Source organism: Paenibacillus sp. J31R109, from assembly GCF_059692055.1.
The window spans coordinates 288,716-311,224 of record NZ_JCAUAR010000004.1; the positions used below are offsets into that span (position 1 = coordinate 288,716).

General features: G+C 37.8%; 21 protein-coding genes. All 21 read right to left on the bottom strand.

Annotated elements, in window-relative coordinates; translation table 11 throughout:
* Positions 1-98: 98 nt before the first annotated feature.
* Positions 99-449, bottom strand: a complete 351-nt coding sequence (locus AC58QT_RS14190; RefSeq protein ID WP_028553893.1) for a type II toxin-antitoxin system PemK/MazF family toxin — start codon at positions 447-449, stop codon at positions 99-101.
* Between the two features lie 3 nt (positions 450-452).
* Complete coding sequence (locus AC58QT_RS14195; RefSeq protein ID WP_028553892.1) at positions 453-734, bottom strand: CopG family ribbon-helix-helix protein; 282 nt, start codon at positions 732-734, stop codon at positions 453-455.
* A gap of 215 nt (positions 735-949) precedes the next feature.
* On the bottom strand, positions 950-2,140 hold the full coding sequence (alr, locus tag AC58QT_RS14200; RefSeq protein WP_497409534.1) for an alanine racemase: 1,191 nt from the start codon (positions 2,138-2,140) through the stop codon (positions 950-952).
* 81 nt (positions 2,141-2,221) lie between these two features.
* Positions 2,222-3,550: a YecA family protein gene (locus AC58QT_RS14205; protein WP_497409535.1), complete on the bottom strand. Its 1,329-nt coding sequence runs from the start codon at positions 3,548-3,550 to the stop codon at positions 2,222-2,224.
* 173 nt (positions 3,551-3,723) lie between these two features.
* Positions 3,724-4,905 carry a LolA family protein gene (locus AC58QT_RS14210; protein WP_497280669.1) on the bottom strand — a complete coding sequence of 394 codons (1,182 nt, stop codon included), beginning with the start codon at positions 4,903-4,905 and terminating at the stop codon, positions 3,724-3,726.
* 157 nt (positions 4,906-5,062) lie between these two features.
* Complete coding sequence (locus tag AC58QT_RS14215; RefSeq protein WP_497409536.1) at positions 5,063-5,368, bottom strand: hypothetical protein; 306 nt, start codon at positions 5,366-5,368, stop codon at positions 5,063-5,065.
* Between the two features lie 101 nt (positions 5,369-5,469).
* The gene (gene rfbC / locus AC58QT_RS14220) at positions 5,470-6,015 is read right to left on the bottom strand and encodes a dTDP-4-dehydrorhamnose 3,5-epimerase (protein WP_497409537.1); all 546 of its coding nucleotides are present in this window, start codon (positions 6,013-6,015) and stop codon (positions 5,470-5,472) included.
* A gap of 155 nt (positions 6,016-6,170) precedes the next feature.
* Positions 6,171-6,296, bottom strand: coding sequence for a hypothetical protein (locus AC58QT_RS14225; RefSeq protein WP_497409538.1), 126 nt, complete (start codon positions 6,294-6,296; stop codon positions 6,171-6,173).
* Positions 6,297-6,379: 83 nt separating this feature from the next.
* A complete protein-coding gene (locus AC58QT_RS14230) occupies positions 6,380-7,786 on the bottom strand; it encodes an undecaprenyl-phosphate glucose phosphotransferase (protein WP_497409539.1) in 1,407 nt (468 codons plus the stop codon).
* Between the two features lie 6 nt (positions 7,787-7,792).
* Positions 7,793-8,659: a glycosyltransferase family 2 protein gene (locus AC58QT_RS14235; protein WP_497409540.1), complete on the bottom strand. Its 867-nt coding sequence runs from the start codon at positions 8,657-8,659 to the stop codon at positions 7,793-7,795.
* Between the two features lie 98 nt (positions 8,660-8,757).
* The gene (locus tag AC58QT_RS14240) at positions 8,758-9,708 is read right to left on the bottom strand and encodes a glycosyltransferase family 2 protein (protein WP_497409541.1); all 951 of its coding nucleotides are present in this window, start codon (positions 9,706-9,708) and stop codon (positions 8,758-8,760) included.
* Positions 9,709-9,850: 142 nt separating this feature from the next.
* The gene (locus tag AC58QT_RS14245; protein WP_497409542.1) at positions 9,851-10,930 is read right to left on the bottom strand and encodes an acyltransferase family protein; all 1,080 of its coding nucleotides are present in this window, start codon (positions 10,928-10,930) and stop codon (positions 9,851-9,853) included.
* 140 nt (positions 10,931-11,070) lie between these two features.
* Positions 11,071-11,673 (bottom strand): adenylyl-sulfate kinase, encoded by a 603-nt coding sequence (gene cysC / locus AC58QT_RS14250; RefSeq protein ID WP_497409543.1) that lies wholly within the window; start codon positions 11,671-11,673, stop codon positions 11,071-11,073.
* A gap of 145 nt (positions 11,674-11,818) precedes the next feature.
* Positions 11,819-12,670, bottom strand: a complete 852-nt coding sequence (gene rfbD, locus AC58QT_RS14255; RefSeq protein ID WP_497409544.1) for a dTDP-4-dehydrorhamnose reductase — start codon at positions 12,668-12,670, stop codon at positions 11,819-11,821.
* Position 12,671: 1 nt separating this feature from the next.
* Positions 12,672-13,688 (bottom strand): dTDP-glucose 4,6-dehydratase, encoded by a 1,017-nt coding sequence (gene rfbB / locus AC58QT_RS14260; protein ID WP_497409545.1) that lies wholly within the window; start codon positions 13,686-13,688, stop codon positions 12,672-12,674.
* A gap of 132 nt (positions 13,689-13,820) precedes the next feature.
* Positions 13,821-14,366 (bottom strand): dTDP-4-dehydrorhamnose 3,5-epimerase, encoded by a 546-nt coding sequence (gene rfbC / locus AC58QT_RS14265; RefSeq protein WP_497409546.1) that lies wholly within the window; start codon positions 14,364-14,366, stop codon positions 13,821-13,823.
* 6 nt (positions 14,367-14,372) lie between these two features.
* Positions 14,373-15,257 (bottom strand): glucose-1-phosphate thymidylyltransferase RfbA, encoded by an 885-nt coding sequence (rfbA, locus tag AC58QT_RS14270; protein ID WP_497409547.1) that lies wholly within the window; start codon positions 15,255-15,257, stop codon positions 14,373-14,375.
* A 25-nt stretch (positions 15,258-15,282) separates the two neighbouring features.
* Positions 15,283-16,215 (bottom strand): NAD-dependent epimerase/dehydratase family protein, encoded by a 933-nt coding sequence (locus AC58QT_RS14275; protein WP_497409548.1) that lies wholly within the window; start codon positions 16,213-16,215, stop codon positions 15,283-15,285.
* 5 nt (positions 16,216-16,220) lie between these two features.
* Positions 16,221-17,900, bottom strand: a complete 1,680-nt coding sequence (locus AC58QT_RS14280) for a glycosyltransferase family 4 protein (protein ID WP_497409549.1) — start codon at positions 17,898-17,900, stop codon at positions 16,221-16,223.
* Positions 17,897-20,854, bottom strand: a complete 2,958-nt coding sequence (locus AC58QT_RS14285; RefSeq protein WP_497409550.1) for a glycosyltransferase — start codon at positions 20,852-20,854, stop codon at positions 17,897-17,899. The genes AC58QT_RS14280 and AC58QT_RS14285 overlap by 4 nt, the downstream gene beginning before the upstream one ends.
* Positions 20,800-22,491: a sulfotransferase family protein gene (locus AC58QT_RS14290; RefSeq protein WP_497409551.1), complete on the bottom strand. Its 1,692-nt coding sequence runs from the start codon at positions 22,489-22,491 to the stop codon at positions 20,800-20,802. The genes AC58QT_RS14285 and AC58QT_RS14290 overlap by 55 nt, the downstream gene beginning before the upstream one ends.
* Positions 22,492-22,509 lie beyond the last annotated feature (18 nt).

The following is a 22,509-nucleotide window of genomic DNA, read 5'->3' on the forward strand; positions in this document are numbered from 1 at the left end:
TCCTGTGAGGACGGTGGAGCCGTTTATTTTATATGTATATGTATGTACAAACCAAAAAACGAGGGTACTTTTCCTCCCTCGTCCGTTCCAGACCTTATTCAAAATTCTATCAGTCCCACACTAATTTGCAAAGCGTCGTCAACCTTTCGCATCGTTTCTTCATCCAAATGCGTAATTTTGTCCGTCAGTCTTTGCTTGTCGATTGTTCTGATTTGCTCAAGCAGAATGACCGAATCTCGATCGAAACCGTGCGTCTCCGCATCGATTTCCACATGCGTGGGAAGCTTTGCCTTTTGGATTTGAGCTGTAATCGCTGCAACAATCACAGTGGGGCTAAAGCGGTTGCCGATATCATTTTGGATCACTAGAACAGGACGGACTCCTCCCTGCTCCGATCCTACGACCGGCGAAAGATCTGCGAAAAATACATCGCCACGTTTCACAATCACGTCTTACACCCCGCTTACTAAGCGATCAAGCGTTCCGTCCGCTTCTTCCTCCGCTTGAAAAGCTTCAGATGCCATGCTGAGATTTATTTTCGCCATTTCCATATACCCACGCTGCATGGATTCGCGTAGACTGCGCTTTTTGCGTTCAATTAAATACAGCTTCATTGCCTGACGAATGAATTCACTCCGATTGGAGTTTTCCTTCTCAACAATTCCGTCCACTTCTTGCAACAGATTGTCAGGCAAGCTAATCATGATCCTTTTCGTATTATGCGCATTACTCACACTCTCGCACCCCCAGAAACGATACAAAGACAATATTACCAGTATGTCATTCCAAAAACCAAATTATACAATAGAATATATGCCTCCGGTATATCAAATATGTTACACCATAAGATATAAGATTGTTAATACATAGTATTCTATACCCTATTCTGAAAATCCTCTCCAAAACCTGCAAAATTTACATGGTAAATTCATGCAGTAGGGTCCCTTTACTAGTAACGATGACGCATGAGAGGATTAAGAGCTTCAACTCGTTCGCCATTTCGCACGTAGACACGTGCAACACGGTGTGAAATCATACAGATGATTTCATAGTTAATCGTCCCTAGTTGATCAGCCACATCTTCCGCGGTAATGCGTTCTTCGCCTTGCTCTCCGATGAGGACAACCTCATCTAAAGCAGCTACATCTGGCACATCCGATACATTTATCATACATTGATCCATGCAGATCCGGCCGACGATCGGCACTCTTTTGCCACGAACCAACACTTCGGCTTTTGTGGAAAGCATGCGCGAGTACCCGTCTGCGTAACCAATAGGCAATGTCCCGATTTGCTCATCACCCTTGGTGTGATAAATCGTTCCATAACTAACACCCGAACCTGCAGGCAGCGTTTTGAGATGAACAATCCCTGTTTTGAGACTCAGCACCGGTTTAAGCTCAATCTTCGATTGATCCACTTCTCTAGAAGGATAAAGACCATACATCGAGATTCCGAGGCGTACCATCGAATAGGTCAAGCCCGGCAAGTCAATGGCTGCCGCGCTATTCCCCGCGTGAATATAAGGGAACGTCTCCCCTTTATCCGTAAAATAGCTCACAATCCGCTCGAACCGACCGTATTGCTGCAGCGTATAGTTTTTATCGATTTCGTCAGCATTCGCATAATGTGTAAACAGTCCCTCTACATCCACATTGGGCAGTAGTAAGGCTTCCTCTATAAAAGGAATTGCATCCGCTTCCGTGTGCAAACCGAGTCGACCCATGCCTGTATCCAATTTGATATGGATCTTCAGCTTTTTCTGCGATGCATTTTCTTGCTTATGTCCCTGCTCTCGCAGTGCTTCCAATACGTCACGACTGTATACCGCAATCGTCACATCGAGTTCCCGAGCGCGATTAATCCCCTCTGGCGGCGTGTAGCCGAGTACAAGAATGGGCGCAGTAATGCCTGCATTTCGGAGCTCCAACGCTTCATCAAAGAAGGCAACCCCTAGATAATCCACGCCTGCGGCGAGAACCTCTTTGGATACTTCTACAGCCCCGTGTCCGTAAGCATCCGCTTTAACGACTGCCATCTGCTTCATACCCGCAGGCAGTACTTTCTGAAAATGTTCAATGTTGCTTCGCAGCGCATCTAACGATATTTCTACCCACGTGGGCCGATAAAAAGCATCCACCAGCGTTCACCTCTTTTATCCACTTCCAAGTAAATTTATGTTACGCCTGATATCAAAATGCTGTTAACTCTCGTAATCGTCTTACAAGCAGCACTTTTTATATTTTTTGCCGCTGCCGCATGGGCAAGGATCATTACGTCCAATTTTGCTTTGCTCAGAGGCAGAAACAGGAGCACTTTTCAATATATAAGCCGCTTCATTTACAAAATAACGGAATACTCGGTTACCTGATTCTTGCACGGTCATCGTGACTGGTTTTCTCTCAAAACCGTATTTCATCTCGGAATCTGGTAGGAATTGAGCTTGGATCAAGCCAAAACGCACCAAAATTGTTGCTACCGCGTGTAAGAATACATCAGAGCTTGTATCCAAAAGAATCCCGGATTGGCGATGTTTATCCCATTCTTTTTTCACATCATACGTAAGTCCGACTGTCCAGCTTGCAAGCACACTAGCAATCGCTCTTCTCCAAGCCTGAATATCTTCCGGACGTCCGCCTTCATTGACTTCCTCCAGAATCCCCCATGCTAACTTGTTCCAAAGCGTGTTTAGTAAGAGGACTGCCTGCTCCTGCTCCGAAAGCGCCAAGTAGTTCGCCAATTGCTTCGCATTCACTGTAAGCTGTGTGCCTTCTTCTGTCATTCCCAGTACTAACGCTACATAGAAAAAGAATTGATACACCGGCTCTTGGTCTTGATTCAACGTTGGCTTACGGAAAAGCTGCAGATTCTGCCCCTCATCGAACTCACTCCAGAACTTACGCGGCAAATGCTTGCGCGCAGCAGACAACTTGACGTTCTTTCCGGCCTGCACAGCATCGAGAAAAGCTCTGAACTCCTGGACGATTTGCGGGACAGCTGTCCGACCATCCATCCAAAGCTGATACAGCTTCTCGTCAACCACAAGTGGGTTCAGCTTTTTCTTAGACGCTGCCTTAACAGGGGATAGGTGCGCCCCAATGTCATTCGAGTTCAGCCAACGCTCCAATGCGTAATCACTATCTGCTTTCATATATTGATCAAAACGCTCTAAGAAGTACGTTTTTTGCTTACATACCTCATTCAGTGATGTGATTTGTTCCTTCGAAATTTTGGATGTAAGCCCCAGATATTGCACCCATTTTTTCAATGCCGTCAAATAAGCTGTAATATCCGACTCTGTACTATTCAAGACATGACTGATCGCAAAGCGACCTAAGAAATCAACAATCGTTTCACCTTGCAGATCCTCATAACCAATCTCATAACGAACCATATACTCCGTCGTCACAAAACGTATGCGATCCACATGCTTTTCGGTAGTTTCTGTTTTCAATTTACCTTCGTCCGTTAAATGCTTCCCGAAGGCAATCGTCTCATTTTCCCAGAACAGCATCTGCTCTTCCATTGTTAAATTATCAATTGTACTCATCTTAAACACTCCAATTATCTATTCGCTCCAAAGTTGCATTATACCAAAAAAACGCCCGTTCGTGGGGATTGGATAAATCTTCTTTTAAAATTAATGTGAAAATAGTGGCTAAAAGCGCGAAAAAACCCTGCACCTTGGGTGCAGAGCCTTCTCATTTTGACACACAATCGAGATTATTTCCCAGACTGTCCATCCGTCGCCATCGCAACTTGAATCATTTCATTAACTGGCATATCGCCTGTGAACATGCGGAACTCAACACCATCATTTGTCCAAGTCAGCGTTCTCGGCTCATCCTTCGATCCATTCCCTGTAAGTACCCCTACCGTGAACCCGAGGTCAACAATGTCCCCTGGAGGCAGTGAAACCGATTTGGCTTGCGGTCTAACTTCAATTAAATTGAAGCTATATTTGCCTTTGTATCGTAAAAGCACCGCGGCATCCTCACCCAACTTCATATCGGTGATGTCTTGTTTCACAACATCTTTTGGCAAGTAGTATGGCTCAACAATGCCAATGCTTTGTGCTTTGGCCGTCGCTGGTGCCGTTTTCGTTGCATCTGGTTTCGTCGTAGTGCCCGTAGCTTTGGATTGATCGGATTGGCCGCCTGTTGCGGACAGATTTTTGTCCGTTACCGATTTGCCCCCAGTTGCCGCAGGGTGATCCGCATCAGTCACCGCAACGTCAGCTGACGTAGGCATCGTTTGCTGCAAGTTCCAGCTGGTCATATTGCGCTCCATTTGGAAGTAATCCTTATCAAAATCCGTATCAAACTCAAAGTGCGTGAAATTCACTTGCACCAATACATTCTGATTCGCATCTGACACTTGAACTTGCGCAGGTGCAAGAGTTTTCTTATTCAGCCAGATCTTCTGGCGAGAAAGCTGTTCATTCTGGTAATTTGCGGCAACATCGAACACGTAGGAGTCCTTGTCCGTCGTAAATTGGCGATCCTTATCCGCAATAATACTTTTCGCTAAAGATTGGAACAGATACACCTGACCTTGATTCTCCGGCCAATCACTTTGGAAGCGGAAGCTCTTCTTCAAATGCGGCGTCAAGACGAACACACCTTCTTCATTACGCAAAACAATTTGAGTAACATCCTTCGTAGCATTTGTCAGTGAAATCCGGTAGAAATGCTCCGGCGAGAACGCTACCTCAACTGCATACTCTTGTGGCTGCTGCCCTGTGTTTAGAATCATGCTGCCTGATGCTTGATAGCTGCTCGACTTGCCCATCACATGATCCAAGTCCTTTACGATAGATCCTGCATCCTTTTTACCCATCCCGCATCCTGCGAGAACCAATGCTACGCACATTACCACTGCTACAACCCATGTGACCCGGCGCATTCGATCATCCCCTCACTCATGATTAACATCAACATAGTACATGCATATGAGGGGACTTGTTCGATTATGCAGACGAGTTGGGGCTTGGACGTGAAAAGAGTTACCGTAGTGGTTTTGAAAGAAAAGAGCAGAATTAGAATAATCTCTAATCCTGCTCTTATTTGACTAACTTCAGTGTTCGAATGCTTGCCGCGTGCTCCATCATTGTTACTGCAATGCCGGCAATTTGCTCACCTTGTTGAGTTTGGACTTGTTTTACTTCTTTTAAAGAAACATCCACTGAATTTAATCTATTGTCCATTGAATCTAATCTGTGATCCATTGAATCTAATCGATCTTCAACACGGCTTAATCTTCTATCCATGCTTTCAACCCGGTCCTTAATTGCTGTTACATCTGCACCAATTTCATTCATTCTGCCTAGGATTGCACTTAAAAACTCCCGATCTGTCATTTCAGCCACGATATCCGCTCCTTATCATAACAAGTGTTCTGTACTCATTATAACTTAGATTCCTATTAAAAAGCATCAACATTCGACTTCCAACCACCTAGCTACTACATTTAAAAATTAATTTCCTCATCCTTCAATAATGGGTGCTTTTCATCTTTTGCTGATAAAATAGGATCGCTCGCTGGCCACGTTATGCCGATTGCCGGATCACGCCACAAAATTCCGCGGTCATACTGCGGCGAATAATACGCATCCACCTTATACAGCACCTGCGTCTTTGGCTCTAGTGTACAGAAACCATGTGCGAAGCCCTGTGGGACTAGCAACTGACGCTTATTCTCGGCGCTAAGGATAACACCCACCCATTTACCAAATGTAGGGGAACTTGGACGAATATCAACGGCCACATCGTAAATGGATCCTGATATAACTCTGACCAACTTCGTCTGTGCATGCGGGTTCAGCTGGTAATGCAATCCACGCAGTACACCAATTTCTTCGGAGAGTGAATGATTGTCTTGAACAAAATCTATCATTATCCCCTGCTCTGCCAGCTTCCCAGCATGATAACTTTCCATAAAAAATCCCCGATGATCCGCATGGATCTCAGGTTCAACAATCACTAGTCCATCTATTGCTGTTGTCGTAATCTTCATACTTTCACTCACCTCTGTTTCTAACATATGCAAGAGAGTCGTAGAAAGCTTCAGGCGATGGTTTAGAGGCAGGTGACCAAGTTAGTTGCTTAGAACGTAAAAAGGCCACTGTGAGCTTCACAGCCCCAGCAGCCTCTCTCTTGTATGTGATGCAACTACCATATATACACGATACCCGCAATTATACCTGCCCATATCAGGGAACCGAAGACCACACCGACAATCAAACCTTTGCCGATCGAGAAATGATCATCCTGATAAGCGTCTTCATGATCGATCATAGTAAAACCTCCCCGCCTACTCAGTATATGCAATAGTATGGGGAAAATGTTGGCGAATCATGCGGGTGATTAGAAATTTTTTATCAATAAGCGTTTTTATTAATAAAACCTTTCACAATCGTTCTCCAAATAATTTTGATATCAAATAAAAAAGTCCAATTTTCGATGTAGAAAATATCATGCTTAATCCGTTCCTCAATCGACGTATCACCGCGCAAACCGTTGCTCTGCGCCCATCCCGTAATCCCAGGTCTTATGTGATGCTTGACCATATACTTCGGTATTTCTTCCTTAAATTGTTCCACAAAATAAGGACGCTCCGGCCTCGGGCCCACTACACTCATATGGCCAAACAACACATTGAAGAATTGAGGCAATTCATCAAGACTTGTTTTACGTAAAAATGTGCCGACCTTCGTTCGCCGCGGGTCATTTTCTACCGTCCACTCCGTATTCGAAACCTTGTCTCCTAGCACTTTCATGCTTCGGAACTTGTACATCTTAAAGTTTCTGCGATTCAGGCCCACACGTTCTTGTTTGAAAATGATAGGACCGTCAGAGCTCATTTTAATGGCAATAGCAGCCGCGAGCATAACGGGGGATGTTACCAAGATCGCAGCAGATGCGAATACGATGTCGAAAATTCGTTTGAACAAACGGTTGCGGAACTCGTCTAACGGGATATCACGCACATTAATTAATGGCATATCTGCAAAATTATCAAAATATGGCCGCGATGGCAAGAAATCATAAAAGTCAGGGATAATCAACGTTTTGACGCCAATTTTTTCACAAACATTAATAATACTGCCGAACTTCTGATGGGCGTCCAAAGGAAGCGCGATAATAACCTCGTCTACAATGCGATCGTTCAGGATCGCCTCCAACTCGTCAATCTTCCCGATAATCGGTTTATAGGACTGATAAGTGACCTCATGCTTTTCCTGATAATCATCAAGAAAGCCTACAACTTCATAGCCTAGCTCTGGATGCTGTTTAAGTTTTGTATAAAATTTGCGGCCAAGTGAGCCTGCACCGAGAATGAGGATGAATTGTTTATTATAACCTTTTTGTCGAGCTCGTTTTAGCGAGATTTTGATGAAATAGCGATAAAAACTAATGAGAAGAATATTGTTCACTAGAAACAGTAACAAATACGAACGTGAAACGTCGACTTCTTTAAGGATAAATAGCACACTAAGTAACATCAGCAAGCTAAATGCATGTACTTGAATGATTTTCAAAACCTCGAAAGAGAACCTTTTTCTCCGCTTCGGCGTATAAAAATTCACCAAATAGCTAATGAAAATCGCGATAACAGCGTAAGTAATACTCCACATGACGTAGTGTTTAAATGGCAGCGGTGACCCGTATGGGATCCATCCGCTTTTAAATTTTAGCCACCATGAAAAGAGAAACACAAGCTGGATACATATGAAATCAGCCAGTGCGTATAGTTGGGTCAAGAAGCCTTGACTCTGACGGATCAAACGGGATCACCTCGCCGGACGTAATTTATTTTTCGCTAGTGCAAGGCTGAATTTCACACCTACACCTGCATAGACCATCGCATTTGTCAGCCAAGAATACTGCCTACGATAGTGCTTATTATGAAACAAGATCATCGCCCGATGAAACTCATAGATGATTTTATACGGCTTACGTCGACTACTTGCCCCTTTATGATGGACAATTTGTGTCTTGGGGTAATAATAGTTTACCCAGCCTGCTTCCTTGATTCTATAACACCAATCGATATCTTCACCATACATAAAAAATTCCTCATCAAGCAAGCCCACTTGGTCAATCGCCTCGCGGCGTACGAGCATGAATGCACCGACTAGTGAGTCGATTGGATATTGTTGGTTAGGATCTAAATAACCAAGCTGATATTTATTAAATCTGTGGATTTTCGGGAATATCTTGGAAAAACCGAACACATAGTAGAACGATGCTGAAGGGGTCGGGAAGCCTCTTTTACAGGCTTTGTCGAGTGAACCATCGGGGAGCACGATTTTGCAGCCGCTGGCTCCTACAATGGGATTCTCGTCCATGAAATGCAGCATTGTTTGGAATGTATCTTGTTGGACAATCGTATCGGAGTTCAGAAGCAAGACGTAACGACCTTTGGCGATGCGCATGCCTTGGTTGTTGGCTTTGGAGAATCCTACGTTGTCCGAATTGGCGATAGTAACTACCTGTGGGAACTGCACATTGACTGCCAGTATCGTTCCATCGTTGGATGAGTTATCAACAAGAATGATCTCGTATTTGTATGATGTAATTGACGAAAAAACCGATTCAATACAGGCTAGTGTTAGATGCTTCGTTTTGTAGTTCACGATGATAATGGATAAATCCACGAGATGACCTCATTTTTAAATTAATTGTCCTTAGTATAACACGAGAATATTAAATTTTGCCTAAGAAAAAAAGACTAGCGGTTGCTAATCTTGGGAGATTACTGGGTAAACCATTTATTAACATCAGATGCTGACCGTCTTCTTTTAGCACGAATTAATCTTCTCTTACTCTTAAGCTCAGGATACTTACGATAAAAGTCCGACCAAGCCCCTAAAAGCTTCGGCTCGCGTAAGATGGCGTATATAAGACTAAGACATTCGTAGATTAAAAAAGGAAAGATGCTCTTCATAATCATGTTGATGCTATCGTTCTTCACCATCATTTTATAGCGATTGATATAGGACAATCTTCGAACAAAAAGCGGCTTGCTGCGTCTGCCCCCTTCCTTCCAGCCCCGTTCATGATACGCTATCGCGGATGGCTCATAGATTGCCTTCCAGCCCAATAATTGAGCACGCCAAGCCACATCTACATCTTCTTTGTAGGCAAAAAAATCTTCATCAAAAAACTCACCATTCAGACTGATGTCGTTAATCATTTTTCGTGAGTACATCGCAGCTGCGCCGGAGACGCCGAACACTTCTTCTGCTTGGTGAAAAAGTTCGTTTGACTGATGAGCGCCGCGGTCAAAGGCTCTCCGCGCTTTATTGATGATGAGCCCCGTGCTATCGATGTGATGAGGGGCTGCCTTGAAAATTAATTTTCCAGTTGCACAGCCTGCTTTAGTGCTACGTTGCATCGCCTGGATCGTATTACGTATATAATCCGGCTTTAGAGCGACATCTGGATTAAGAATCAAACAATAATCCGTATCTGTCATCCGAATCGCTTGATTATGTCCACCAGCGAATCCGTTATTAACTTTGTTTTGAACAATTGTACATTGCTCGGACCATTTTGCTAACCATACTAACGTATCGTCTTTTGATGCATTATCAATCACTACAATCTGTTTAATCGGATATGATTGCTTAAGTACCGCTTTCAAACAATCTTCGATATGTTCAGAACTATTAAAAGTAACAATGTGGATACTAATAGTTTGCATCCTTACTTTCTCCTAACTACTTAATAGATTCCTAGCAATTGGTGAAGTCCGTTTCCAAATTTCTTTTATTTGCTATCCTTCTTTTTGTACGCTCAATTCTTTTATTGTGAAAAATCGTCCTACTGCGGTATTTCAGAAATACTTATTTAATGCGATGCTTGAGATAACCGATAAATTTATTGTTTATTGGAATCTCAATATAGCGATGAACTGAATCACTAAGTGATACGATTACAATAAATAATATAAGTTGAGGAATTATGTGCGTTATATTGCTATTATATCCAAATAGACCAGATGTGAAATAAATTGATGTATAGGATATCACCAACTGATGTAATAAGAATATTGGAAAGCTTAAGTTACCCAAATAAACTAATATTTTATTTGACAGTAGAAGAGAAAGTAGCCCTTTCTGAAAGGCTAACACAAAAATAATAATAATAAATGCTGGAATATAGTAAAGTCCATATTTGAAAGATACAAATCCTAAGAATGTTGATTTATATGAAGCTATTAAGATACCAACAGCACCAAATTCAAGAATAGTAAATAGTAAACTGAAATTAGTAAATCTATTCCTTATTATTTCGTTCACTTTTATAAATAAAAACCCAGAAAATAATCCAATAATGTAATCAAAAACCCTAAAGAAAGGAGAAATATAAATAAACCACCAGCCAACACTGTAAGCTTCCATTTGCCCACGATATTGATAAGCAACAACTGAAGCTACAATAAATAAACATAGTAGTAGGATTAATAAAATATATTTTCTACTCATTACTTCAAGCTTGTGAACAACATTAATTAAAAAAGGTGTTAAAAAATAAAAAAATACAACATCAGCGATAAACCAAGAAACACTATTAAAAGCAAAAATTTCTTTGCCGCTGGGAAAATAACTTTGGATCATGAATAAATTTGTTATTGAGTTGTATAGGTTAATTTCGAATTTTGTATAAAACATAACTGGTATAGCAATTAACGCTGTTAAAAAATACAATGGGTATATTCTTGAAAATCTTTTAAAGTAGAAATTGAATACATCAAACTTATTTAACTTAGTAAATTTATTATGATAACCAATTGCCATAGTGAAACCTGAAATCACAAAAAAGAAAGTTACACCAACAGCACCTAGTCCCCCTGGATAATTTAAATGATGTAAGTAAATAAGAATTGCAACTAAAAATTTTAATGAATTCAACGTTTTAATCAAAATTAGTCCTCCCAATCTATAATTACACAATTAAATAACTAATGAAATATTCCGTCTACAGAAGGTAATTTAACCAAAATACCAACAAACAAATCAATTATAGTATCTTTATATGACGTGGTATTTCTCAACCGTTCTACTTATAATATTTGCTTTTGAATCAAGAACTCGATAATATGCTCAACTGATTCTTCAAGAGAGTACTTTCCGGTTTCTATGTTCAGATCTGGCGAACTTGGCGTCTCATATGGTGCGGAAATTCCAGTAAAATCGATAATTTCTCCATTTCGAGCCTTTTTATAAAGACCTTTGGGGTCACGTTGCTCGCAGATTTCTAATGAACAGTTCACGTAGATCTCAATAAATTCATTCGTATCAAACATGTTTCTTGCCATTGTCCTATCTGCTTCATATGGTGAAATAAATGCTGTCAGAACTAGCACTCCTGCATCCACGAATAATTTGGATACTTCACCTATCCTGCGAATATTCTCTTTTCGATCCTCTGCATTAAAGCTTAAATTTTTGTTAAGACCTAGGCGAATGTTATCTCCGTCGAGGATGTACGTTCGAATTCCTTTTGCAAAAAGTTGCTTCTCTACTTCATTTGCTAACGTTGATTTCCCTGAGCCAGATAAGCCAGTAAACCATAATACACAGCTTTTATGTTGATTAAGTTTATTACGATCCTGTTTATTAATCGTTGATTTATGAAAAGTTAGAATATTAGATGAATTTTCCATGGTAATGCACCACCCTCAGAAGTTTGTCGGATTTCCTCATCATGTTAAGCCTCTCTAGGGCGATCGTCAAGTAATTATCACTTGGAATGGAAATAGTCATAAAAAAACTACTTGAACCATTTATTGATTCAAGTAGTCCATTCTCTCAACGATGGTTCGTCGCGAAATCCTTAAGAAACTCCTGTAATCCCTCTCGCCATGGTCTTAAATCTTCAAATCCATTTGCTCGTATCGACATATGCTCCATGACCGAATAAAGAGGCCTAGGAGCTGTGCGTGGAAACTCTTCTGTCTTACAAGGCAAAATCTCTGTCTTCAAACCGCTGTCCTCAATAATAGCGCATGCAAACTCAAACCATGAACAGAATCCAGCGTTAGAAGCATGGTAAATACCGTACTTTTCAGTTTGGACAAGCTGATTGAGAAAATGAGCGAGATCCATAGTATAAGTAGGCGAACCTATTTGATCACTGACTACCTTAAGTGTATCTCGATCCTGAGACAGGTTAAGTATGGTTTTCACAAAGTTAGAACCATTTACACCATATACCCACGATGTCCTTACTATAAAATATCGGGAAGACAGTGACTGGACTAGCTGCTCCCCTGCTCTTTTGGACTTTCCATATACGTTCTGAGGATTTGTATTGTCAAATTCTCTGTAAGGTTTAGTTCCAGTACCATCAAAAACGTAGTCCGTGCTAATATAGCACAATTTTGCATCATTTTTCTCAGCAGCTACTGTGAGATTTCTTGTACCATAGGTATTAATCTTGTAAGCTAGATCTTCTTCAGTTTCCGCCAAATCCACAGACGTATACGCAGCGCAGTGAATGATAAGTTCTGGTTTTAGCTCAGCAATAACCCTTATACACTCATTTTCATTTGTAATATCAAGTTGATCCCTACCTGAACCATAAACGTCATGTTCTTTTGCTAAAAACTTGACTAGATCTTTTCCTAACTGGCCATTAGCCCCAGTCACTAATATTTTCATATTACACTCCTAGACGGGGCCCATATTGTTGAGCAAAATATTGCTGATACTCTCCGGACTGGATTCGCTTCCACCAAGCTTGGTTGTCCAAATACCAACGAATCGTTTCATTAATTCCTGTTTCAAAATTATGAATAGGCTTCCAGCCAAGCTCAGATACAATCTTTGTTGCATCGATTCCATAACGGCGATCATGTCCTGGACGATCTTTTACAAACTGAATAAGAGACTCAGGTTTGCCCAGCTCGTGAAGAATCGTCTGTACGATATGAATATTCGTTCTTTCGTTGTTACCGCCAATGTTATATACTTCTCCGTTAACACCTTTATGTAACACCAAGTCAATTGCACTACAATGATCCTCTACATACAACCAGTCACGAATATTCAACCCATCTCCATATATAGGGAGAGGCCTGTCTGATAAAGCATTAGCAATAATTAGTGGGATAAGCTTTTCTGGAAACTGATACGGTCCATAGTTATTTGAGCAGCGCGTAATATTGATGTTTAGACCGAAGGTTTCATGATAGGCACGTACAAGCAGGTCAGAGCCAGCTTTACTTGCAGAATAAGGGCTATTGGGTGCAAGCGGCGTTTTTTCTGTAAAAAGGCCGGTTTCACCTAACGTACCGTATACTTCGTCTGTGGAAACATGTACAAATTTTTGTACACCGTATTTTTTTGCTGCTTCAAGCAGTACTTGGGTGCCAAGCACGTTAGTTTTCACAAAAATGTCTGGTTCCATAATGCTTCGATCCACATGTGATTCCGCCGCGAAGTGTATGACAGCATCTATGCCATTTTCAAAAATATTGTTCACTAGCTCTTTATTAGTAATGTCGCCTTTGAGAAATGAGTACTTACTGTAACCTTCAATTTCCGTAAGGTTCTCCAAATTCCCGGCATATGATAGTGCATCCAAATTAACGATTTCATATTTTGGGTATCGGGTGAGCATATAATGAACAAAATTGCTGCCGATGAAGCCAGCTCCGCCGGTAATGAGTAATTTCATGAAAATAACTCCTTTTGAAATTAATAAAATTTACCATCATTAATTGCCACTTCCTAATAAAGGTCCATTGATATTATTGTATACTTATCCACATACCTTTTATCATATAAGTGGTTTATTAAATTCTTACCATCAAAAATTTATTGTTGCGTCTCTAAGTAACGGATGTTTTTGATCTTTATCCGATAAAATAGGAGTAGATGTTGGCCAATCAATTTTTAATGCCGGATCGTTCCACAAAATACCTCGATCATGCTCAGGAGAGTAAAATTCGTCTACTTTATATACGACCTCTGTATTGGGAACCATTGTACAAAATCCATGAGCAAAACCTTGCGGAACATACAACTGGCGCTTATTTTCTGCACTAAGAAAAACGCCAATCCATTGCCCGAATGTTGGAGACGAATGGCGTATATCTACTACCACATCATATATGGCACCAGCAATTACACGTACAAGTTTAGCTTGACCATTTGGAGGTAATTGGTAATGCAAACCTCGAATTACTCCGGACTCAACCGAGAGCGAATGATTATCTTGAATAAACAAACAATCTACTCCTAATTCAAGAAATCTCTTCTGATTATAACTCTCCATGAAAAATCCCCGGTTATCCTCAAACACTTTTGGTTCTAATAACAATACAACCGAAAAAAAAGTTTCTGCTACTTGCATGAAAAATCATTCATCTCCTAACTTCACACGCTTTGCAAGTTCAATTAAATATTGACCATATGCATTTTTTTTCAAAGGTTCTGCTAATTCCATTAACTTTTTCTTTGAAATATACCTCTTGCGAAATGCGATCTCCTCTAGGCAAGCCACCTTTAAGCTTTGACGTTGCTCTATAGTCTCGATAAAAGTTGAAGCCTCTAGTAGAGACTCGTGAGTACCTGTATCTAACCAAGCGAAACCGCGTCCAAGCAATTCAACATGTAATTCAGCGCACTCCAAATAAGCTTTATTTATATCTGTAATCTCCAACTCACCACGAGCAGAAGGCTTTATATTTTTCGCAAATTCAATAACTCTGTTATCATAAAAATAGAGCCCAACTACGGCATAAGTTGATTTCGGCTGTAAGGGCTTTTCTTCAATAGAAAGAACTTTTCCAAAATCATCAAACTCTACAACGCCAAACCGTTCAGGATCCTTCACATTGTAGCCAAACACTGTAGCTCCACTCTTTTTGCTGCTAGCTTTTTCTAAAATACTTGTAAAACCATGACCATAGAAAATATTATCTCCTAAAATTAACGCTACAGAATCGTCGCCAATGAAATCTTCTCCAATAATAAAGGCTTGTGCCAATCCGTCCGGTGAAGGTTGAATTGCATATTTAATAAATATACCAAGGTCGGATCCATCTCCTAATAATTGTTTAAAACGTGGCGTATCTTCAGGAGTAGAAATAATTAATATATCTTTTATACCAGCAAGCATTAATACAGATAATGGGTAATAAATCATCGGTTTATCATAAATGGGTAACAACTGCTTTGAAATCGATTTAGTAAGAGGATATAATCGTGTTCCACTTCCTCCAGCAAGAATAATTCCCTTCATTCATATCACCTCACTTATACAATTATTAATTACGCCCAATATTATGGGATCTATTATAATCTAGCAGCATACTTATTCCTAGATCCAATTCAATTTTCGGGTTCCAATCCAACTCTTTTTTTGTATCTGCTACATCCAATAATGCTTTTGATACATCACATTTTCTACTTTTCTTATAAATAATGTTCGAAAAATCTTTGCCAGATTTTCTAGTAATTAGTTTTATAATCTCTTGTAGAGAATATGATTCGCCATATCCAATGTTAAATATTTTCTTATCTCCTCGATATTGAACTAATTTTATTAAGCCATCAACTAAATCGGACATATAGATATAATCTCTTTGGATGTGTCCATCTCCATAAATAGTTATAGATTCATCATTAAAAAGTCTATACACAAAAATAGGAATAACTCCCTGTGGCTTAAAAGGACTTTGACCAATACCATAAGGATTTGATATTCTAGCTATCTTATACCTAATCCCATAGTGTAAACCAAAAAATTCCAAATAACTCTCTATTACTTTCTTTTGAACGCCATAACTACTAATTGGATTTAATCTATCCGACGTTTTACTTGCATGACTCCCAGCCTCACCATAGACTGTTCCTCCGGAAGAGGAAAAGATAATTTCGTTAACACCACACTGAACCATATTGTTCAGGAGGCGAACAGTCGGTACTACATTTTCAATTATTTCTCTGTCTATTTGACTTGTATCTTCCGAAGGAATAGTTGTACTTATGAGATGAAATACCTTATCGACACCTTGCAATAAACTCGTGAAGTCTTGTGTTTCTACAAAGTCGCCCTCAATCATCGATAAATTTTCAATACCTTCTAGCTCACTTGTCCTTCGCATAGAATAAGCAATTACTTTATAATTTTTTGCTAGTTGCTTGCATAAATTTTTACCGATGAATCCACCAGCACCAAGTACTAAACACGTTTCCATTTTAATTAATCTCCAAATTTTTTTGTTAATTCATTATATAACTTATAATAATCTTCAACCATTTTTTCTACTCCAAACCTATTCCAAGCACGAGCTTGGTTAGCTTGGCCTATTTCTTTACATTCATTGTAATCATCAAGTAGATTAACAATTATATCCGATAGCCTATCTGAATTATCAGGCGGCGCAAGCAACCGACTATTGTCAATGATTTCGTTAAGCGCACCTATATCGTAGCCTACTACTGGAATTCCCATGCTCATTGCGAATGGTGATACTTGCCCAAAACTTTCCTTCCAAACAGGAGCTATAAATAAAGTTAGTTTCTCATACCATGATGGCAAATCAACATAGGGTACGTAACCAGTGAAAGTGAAATTTTTTAAAACACCAGCATTTTTCACTTTACTCACGTAGTAATCAAATTGAGGACCACCACCAACTATAATTACTTTTGTATGTGGTCTTTTTTGTACAGTCTTAATGAATACATCAATTGAATGCTGATTTAATTTATCATATCCTAATCGATAAACCATTCCAATTGTATCTTTTGCTAGATAATCACCTTCTAGCTTTCTTGAAAACATTTCAAAATCTGAACCTGGGTAAATTACTATACTTTTCGGATCTGATACATCATGGAATTTTTCTAAAACATATTTGCTTACAAATACATAGTTATCTATATTGTTTGTTAAAATAGGTTTAACTGGCGTATTAACATTTTCAATAATCTTACAATTAACATTTTCCAAGACATTAAATACTTTTTCATACCACTCGCCTTCCCAAATGTGGATATGAATAATATCTGGTATATATTCATTTATTATTTTCAAAGTTTCTTTCACATCATTGATATCAATTACTTGCACATCAATATTCAAAAACTCATCTGCACCTCTAAATGCCATAGTCAAAATTTTGTGCTCGTATAGATGACCATAGTGTTCAATTATATCTATGATTAGTCTGGAAGAACCACCTGTATGAAAATTTTCAATAAAGTGTAACACCTTTTTCCGATGAGGAAGTAGCTCTTTCTTTATTTTCACTTGATAGGGTTCAACTACTTGCACACTAGTCTTCTTTTCTACTAATTCATTTAATGCATTAGAAGCAGTTGCCTTAGCACTTTTCAAAGTTTCTTTTAGACCTTTTTTTAACAAGGTTTTCACAATTCGAACTAATCCGATATTGTTTTCTCTCGTATACTTAATTATAGTATTTAACTTTTTCAAACTCAGGTTCTTCTCTATTTCTATTGTCATCTTTTCAGTTAACTTAGGTTTACTGATGCTGAATTCATTTAATTTAAAGTCAAATGGTTTAATTCCAAAATCTATTCGGAGACTGTCATATTCACCATTCACTAGCTCATAGATTATTGTATGATCCTCACCATCCATAAAACCAAGTTCAAGTGAATAGGTTTCATTAAACTCATTTTTAGGCGCTTCTGCATAATAAAGCTTTAATCTAGCCCCATCAACATTTCCTTTAATATTGTGGGTGATTTTAATCCACTTCGTTTTTTCTTTTAAATTAACTACAAATAAAGAATTATCTGCCCCTGAACGATAATTATCATCAGTAATCTGTATAAAATTATGGCAAAAAACATCATTGACTATACTACTTTTTTTTATTTTTTTAATAAAAGAACCATGTTCACTTGTCATTTTTCTACCTCTAATAGTATATTATCAATAATTTCTGTGAGTTTACTATGAAAAACCGATTCTGTAAAATAGTTTTCGTATGTTTTTCGTCCTTCATTTTTAATTGAAGTTAAATTCTCAAAATTATCAATTACGTACATTAATTTCAGTTTTAATTTTTCATAGTCGTTATCTGTATAAACAAAACCATTAACTTCATCTTTTAACAATGACGCTGTTCCAGTGTTTTCTGAGCAAATTGCTATTTTTGAAAGCATCAAACATTCTGTCATAAATACTGGCATCGGATCATCAATTGACGAACATACGATTACGTCAGACTGTCTATATACATCTCTAAGCTCATAGCGAGAAACCTCATTTATTAAAGTAATCTCCTCAGGATATAAGCTTTTAACTTGCAAAATTTCCTTATAGATATCATTATCGATATTCCTTCCAACGAAGAAGAACCGACATTTTTTAAAATATTCAATAGGTAAACCTAAAATCGCTTTTGCAAAAATATCTTGGCCTTTACGTTTCTCGATTGTCCCAACAGTTGTAAATACGATTTTATTTTCTATATTTTCTAACTCATAGCTATTTTTCTTACTAATTTCGCTTGCATAATCAGGAACACAGTACAATAGTTCATTAGCTTTGTACTTAGGCCTATATGCCTGCAAAGTCTCTTTTGCATAACCCCCACCGCAATAAACATAAATATTATTACTTAATTCGTTTGGAATTAACTTACTTGCACCTCGGGAATAACTTTCTTTAGATTCATGTATCCACCAAATTACAGGAATATCGATATTTTTAAAATGGTTAATTGTATGATATTGAACCAATGTGCTTACGATTACTAAATCAAAATTCCTTCCCCATTTCACCCAAAATTCACTTCCATTAATAGTAGAATCTATTATGACGTCAATACCATCCGCCGTCAGGTTTTCCCTCAATTTTCCATCGTATGGAGAAACAATTACTGGATAGTCACCATTCTCAAGTATTACTTTCGCCGCATTATGTAAGGCAACCGGAGCACCTGTTAATGATAATTCATGACTCACAAGTAGAATTGAACGCCCGATTCGTATTGAATTGGTACCTGCGTAGAACGCACAATCATGTGGAATATTATTAAGAAAGCAATATTTCATTTCATTTGTGAAATAGGGATCATACTCTAGCTTATTGAAATATTTCTTCAAAATATATAAATATACGGAGTTATTATTTACATCAAATTCACTATCATACCAGTTATCGTCAGTTGAGTAAATAACGCTGTCAGCGCAATAAAAACAATGTAAACCTTCTGACTGTATCTTATACGATAGATCAATATTACTAAATTTTCCGGGTGTTTCCAGTTCATTGAAGCCTTTAATTCTTTCAAAGACTTCTTTTCTTATAGCAATACAAGTTGCTGATAATATAGATACTTCTTTATTTAGAAAGGCGTAATCGTTAACACCGGCTATATTTACGTTAATATCTCCATTAAACGGAAGCGGGAAAAAGCCAAATCCACCTGAAATAATGCCACAATATCGAATGGTATTATCTTCTCTCAATACTTTTGGAGATACAGCTCCAACTTGATTGAATTCAAAACATGTAACTATTTCTTGTAACCATTCAGAAATTTCTACTTTAACCGCTTCATCTAGAAAAATAATAACCTCACCAGATGCGCTTTCAGCTCCTATATTACACATTCCAGCGTAGTTATAATCTCTATTACTATAACTAATAATTTTCACATCTGAAATATAACTTAAATGAGACTCTTCATTATTTGAGATAACAATAATCTCATAATCAGGATATTTAGTAATCAGTTTAATCGAATTGATGCATTTAATTAGCTTTTTAGAATTTTCACTTGGAATAATTATAGATACTTTAGGAGTTGCTGGTTTTAAAGAAACATAATATTTATTTTTTTCATAACGAGCTTTACCAATAATATTTTTAGCTTTTAAATTTTTTTCAATAATTGAAAGGTTTTGCATGATGTTATTGTTTTCTGCAAAACTGTTTCTAAGAAGTAACACCTTTTTAATATGATGCACTTCATTACTATTACTAATCTCTAGCATTTTAAAAATCAGGTCATTCAATCTGGATGAAAAACTCATTATATTACTATAAAAAATCGAAATCTCTTGGGCTCTTTTTGTTAAAAAAACAACACCCTGTTCAATATACGTCGATGTTGCGTTAAATATTTCAGAGTAATCTGGTTTAACAAAGTATCTTACTCTTTTTCCATCTTTTCCATCAAAAATGCATTCATCACAATATACAAGTGAGCTATCATTACACTCAAATGACATAACAAATAAACCTAATGCGTTTTTATCAAGAACATTACTTCCATTTAATATCATGAAATATGGACTATCTAAGTTATCAATTACATCTTTATATACTTCGCCCGGCATTTCGTTATAATGAATAAATTCATATTCTTTATACCGATTGTAGCCGCGTGGTGCAATAATTTTTATTTTAATATTCTGATATGTCTGATTTATTAAACTTTGAATTGTTGCAGTTATATCCGTATTCATATTAGCTATTTCAATTAATACAGTAACGAACTGTGTAGTATGTATTAAATCTATTTCAAGTCCTTGTTGCATTTCATAAATATCTTCAATATTTACCGACTTTCTTGCAACATTAAGAATATCAAATTTTAATCCAGCTATTCCGCCCTTTAAATAAGACTTCACTATTTTTTTTAAAATTCTCTTTTTATCATTAGACTTATTATAAGCTCCTAATAAAATTATAAATTTATTTTTTAAATCCATCATAGCCTCCAATAAATAACTCGTTTTCCGATTGTCGATAAGAATAGGGCGTGATGCTGAAATGGTTTGCATTAAATTGCGAGTTATTTTTTTGAAATGATTTTCTTTAATAAACGTAAAGGCGCTGTTAACTTCCACGATTTCGACTCCAAAATATTTTGAAGAAACAGTGCTTGATCGATATTTTTTGTATCAAGCTTCCCATAATCTTGATTTAATCTATTATGTTGCAAATTCAATTCATTATATTTCTTATTTAATTTTTCATTTTGAGTAGTCAATGCATCATATTCTTTAATTAATTCTTCCTGTTGATTAGTCAAATCATTATATTGTTTATTTAATTCTTCATCATGTTTAGTTAACTCCATGTACGCTTTTATTAACTGTTGATTTCGCTCGTTAATTTCGTTTTGTTTTTCAAGATGTGAAAGTTCTTTCCGATTTAAAGAATCCTCTAATTTCGAGATGTTTTCAGTAAATCCATTCAATAAACTAGTGATTTTTTCATGCAAATTCACTTTTACCGTTAGTTTTATTTCTAGAATAGATTCTACATCGGAATAATATTGTTCATCGCAAAACCAAAAATGAGGGTCACTATCAAATGAGACATACTCTCCAGCTGTTGCGAGTAATTTGTGCATCCCCCGCATATTTACGAGAGATTCCAGAGAGTCATCACTCCCCAAATCCCAAATTAAATATCCATTTATTTTTATTGAATCTATTTTAAAAATACACGGACAATTTATCGGATCAATACGAATACACGTTGTATGTGGCGGTATTTGAAAGCTAAAAGAGTACGGTCTGTTTTTTTGTCTAATTATCTTTTTCTCAGACCGCTCTTCAGCAAAATTGCCTTCTTTAACACTTGACCAAAAAGTTTGAACCGTACCTCCAGGAATCATTCCAGATGAGATCAGTTCCTGCTCATATAGAAAAAACAGAGATGCGGAAGAAAAGAAACTACTAATTAAATTAGTTAATTCTAATGAATTAATAATACTTTTCTCACGTATAGCTATGAGGCAGTTTTTAAATGTTTCTTTAACCATGTATGGGGCATTTTCAAGGTCAACCAAGTCTGACTGACTATGTCTAAGTCTAGGTTTAGCGAAAGAGTTTATTTCTTGATACAATCGTTCCTGATCTTGATGCCATTCAATTCCAAATTGTTCAATAATTCCATTTAGATTATACTTCCAGTCTTCCAAGAAGTCATCATACATCACCATAAATCTTGGATATTGTTGGGTCCAATAGAGCGCGGATAATGTGTAAAGAGTCCATAGCCCATATGAATATTCTACAGGGAGCCCATTGCGGAATTCCAAAGAATTTGCTACATCCAGAGGATTTCTGATACATATGACAAAGTTTATCTCAATATCGAGTTTTTTAAATATTTCTAGCCATAGTGGCAGCAGCACGCAAGTCCTCGGGTCTTTCCAACCCCAAAGATTACTTGAGCCAAAATCACGTTTAATAATCTCAATTAACTTTTGTTTATATTTAATAATGCCAGCATCATTCCACCAATTGTCAGGAAGTATATGAGGGGAATACCACGCTAAATTATAATGTTCAAGAATGTCGTCATGAATTTGAACAATCTCAGAATGCTCCCAAAAACCTTCAGGATTATCACTTCTAGCGGGTACAAGTAGATGCTCTGGCCCCAAATCTACACCTAATAAGTTAACACAACGTGCAATAAATGAAGTTCCGCTTCGATGCATGCCTAAAATGCATATCACTCGTCTTTTCATAATTTCCTCCGTAATTTT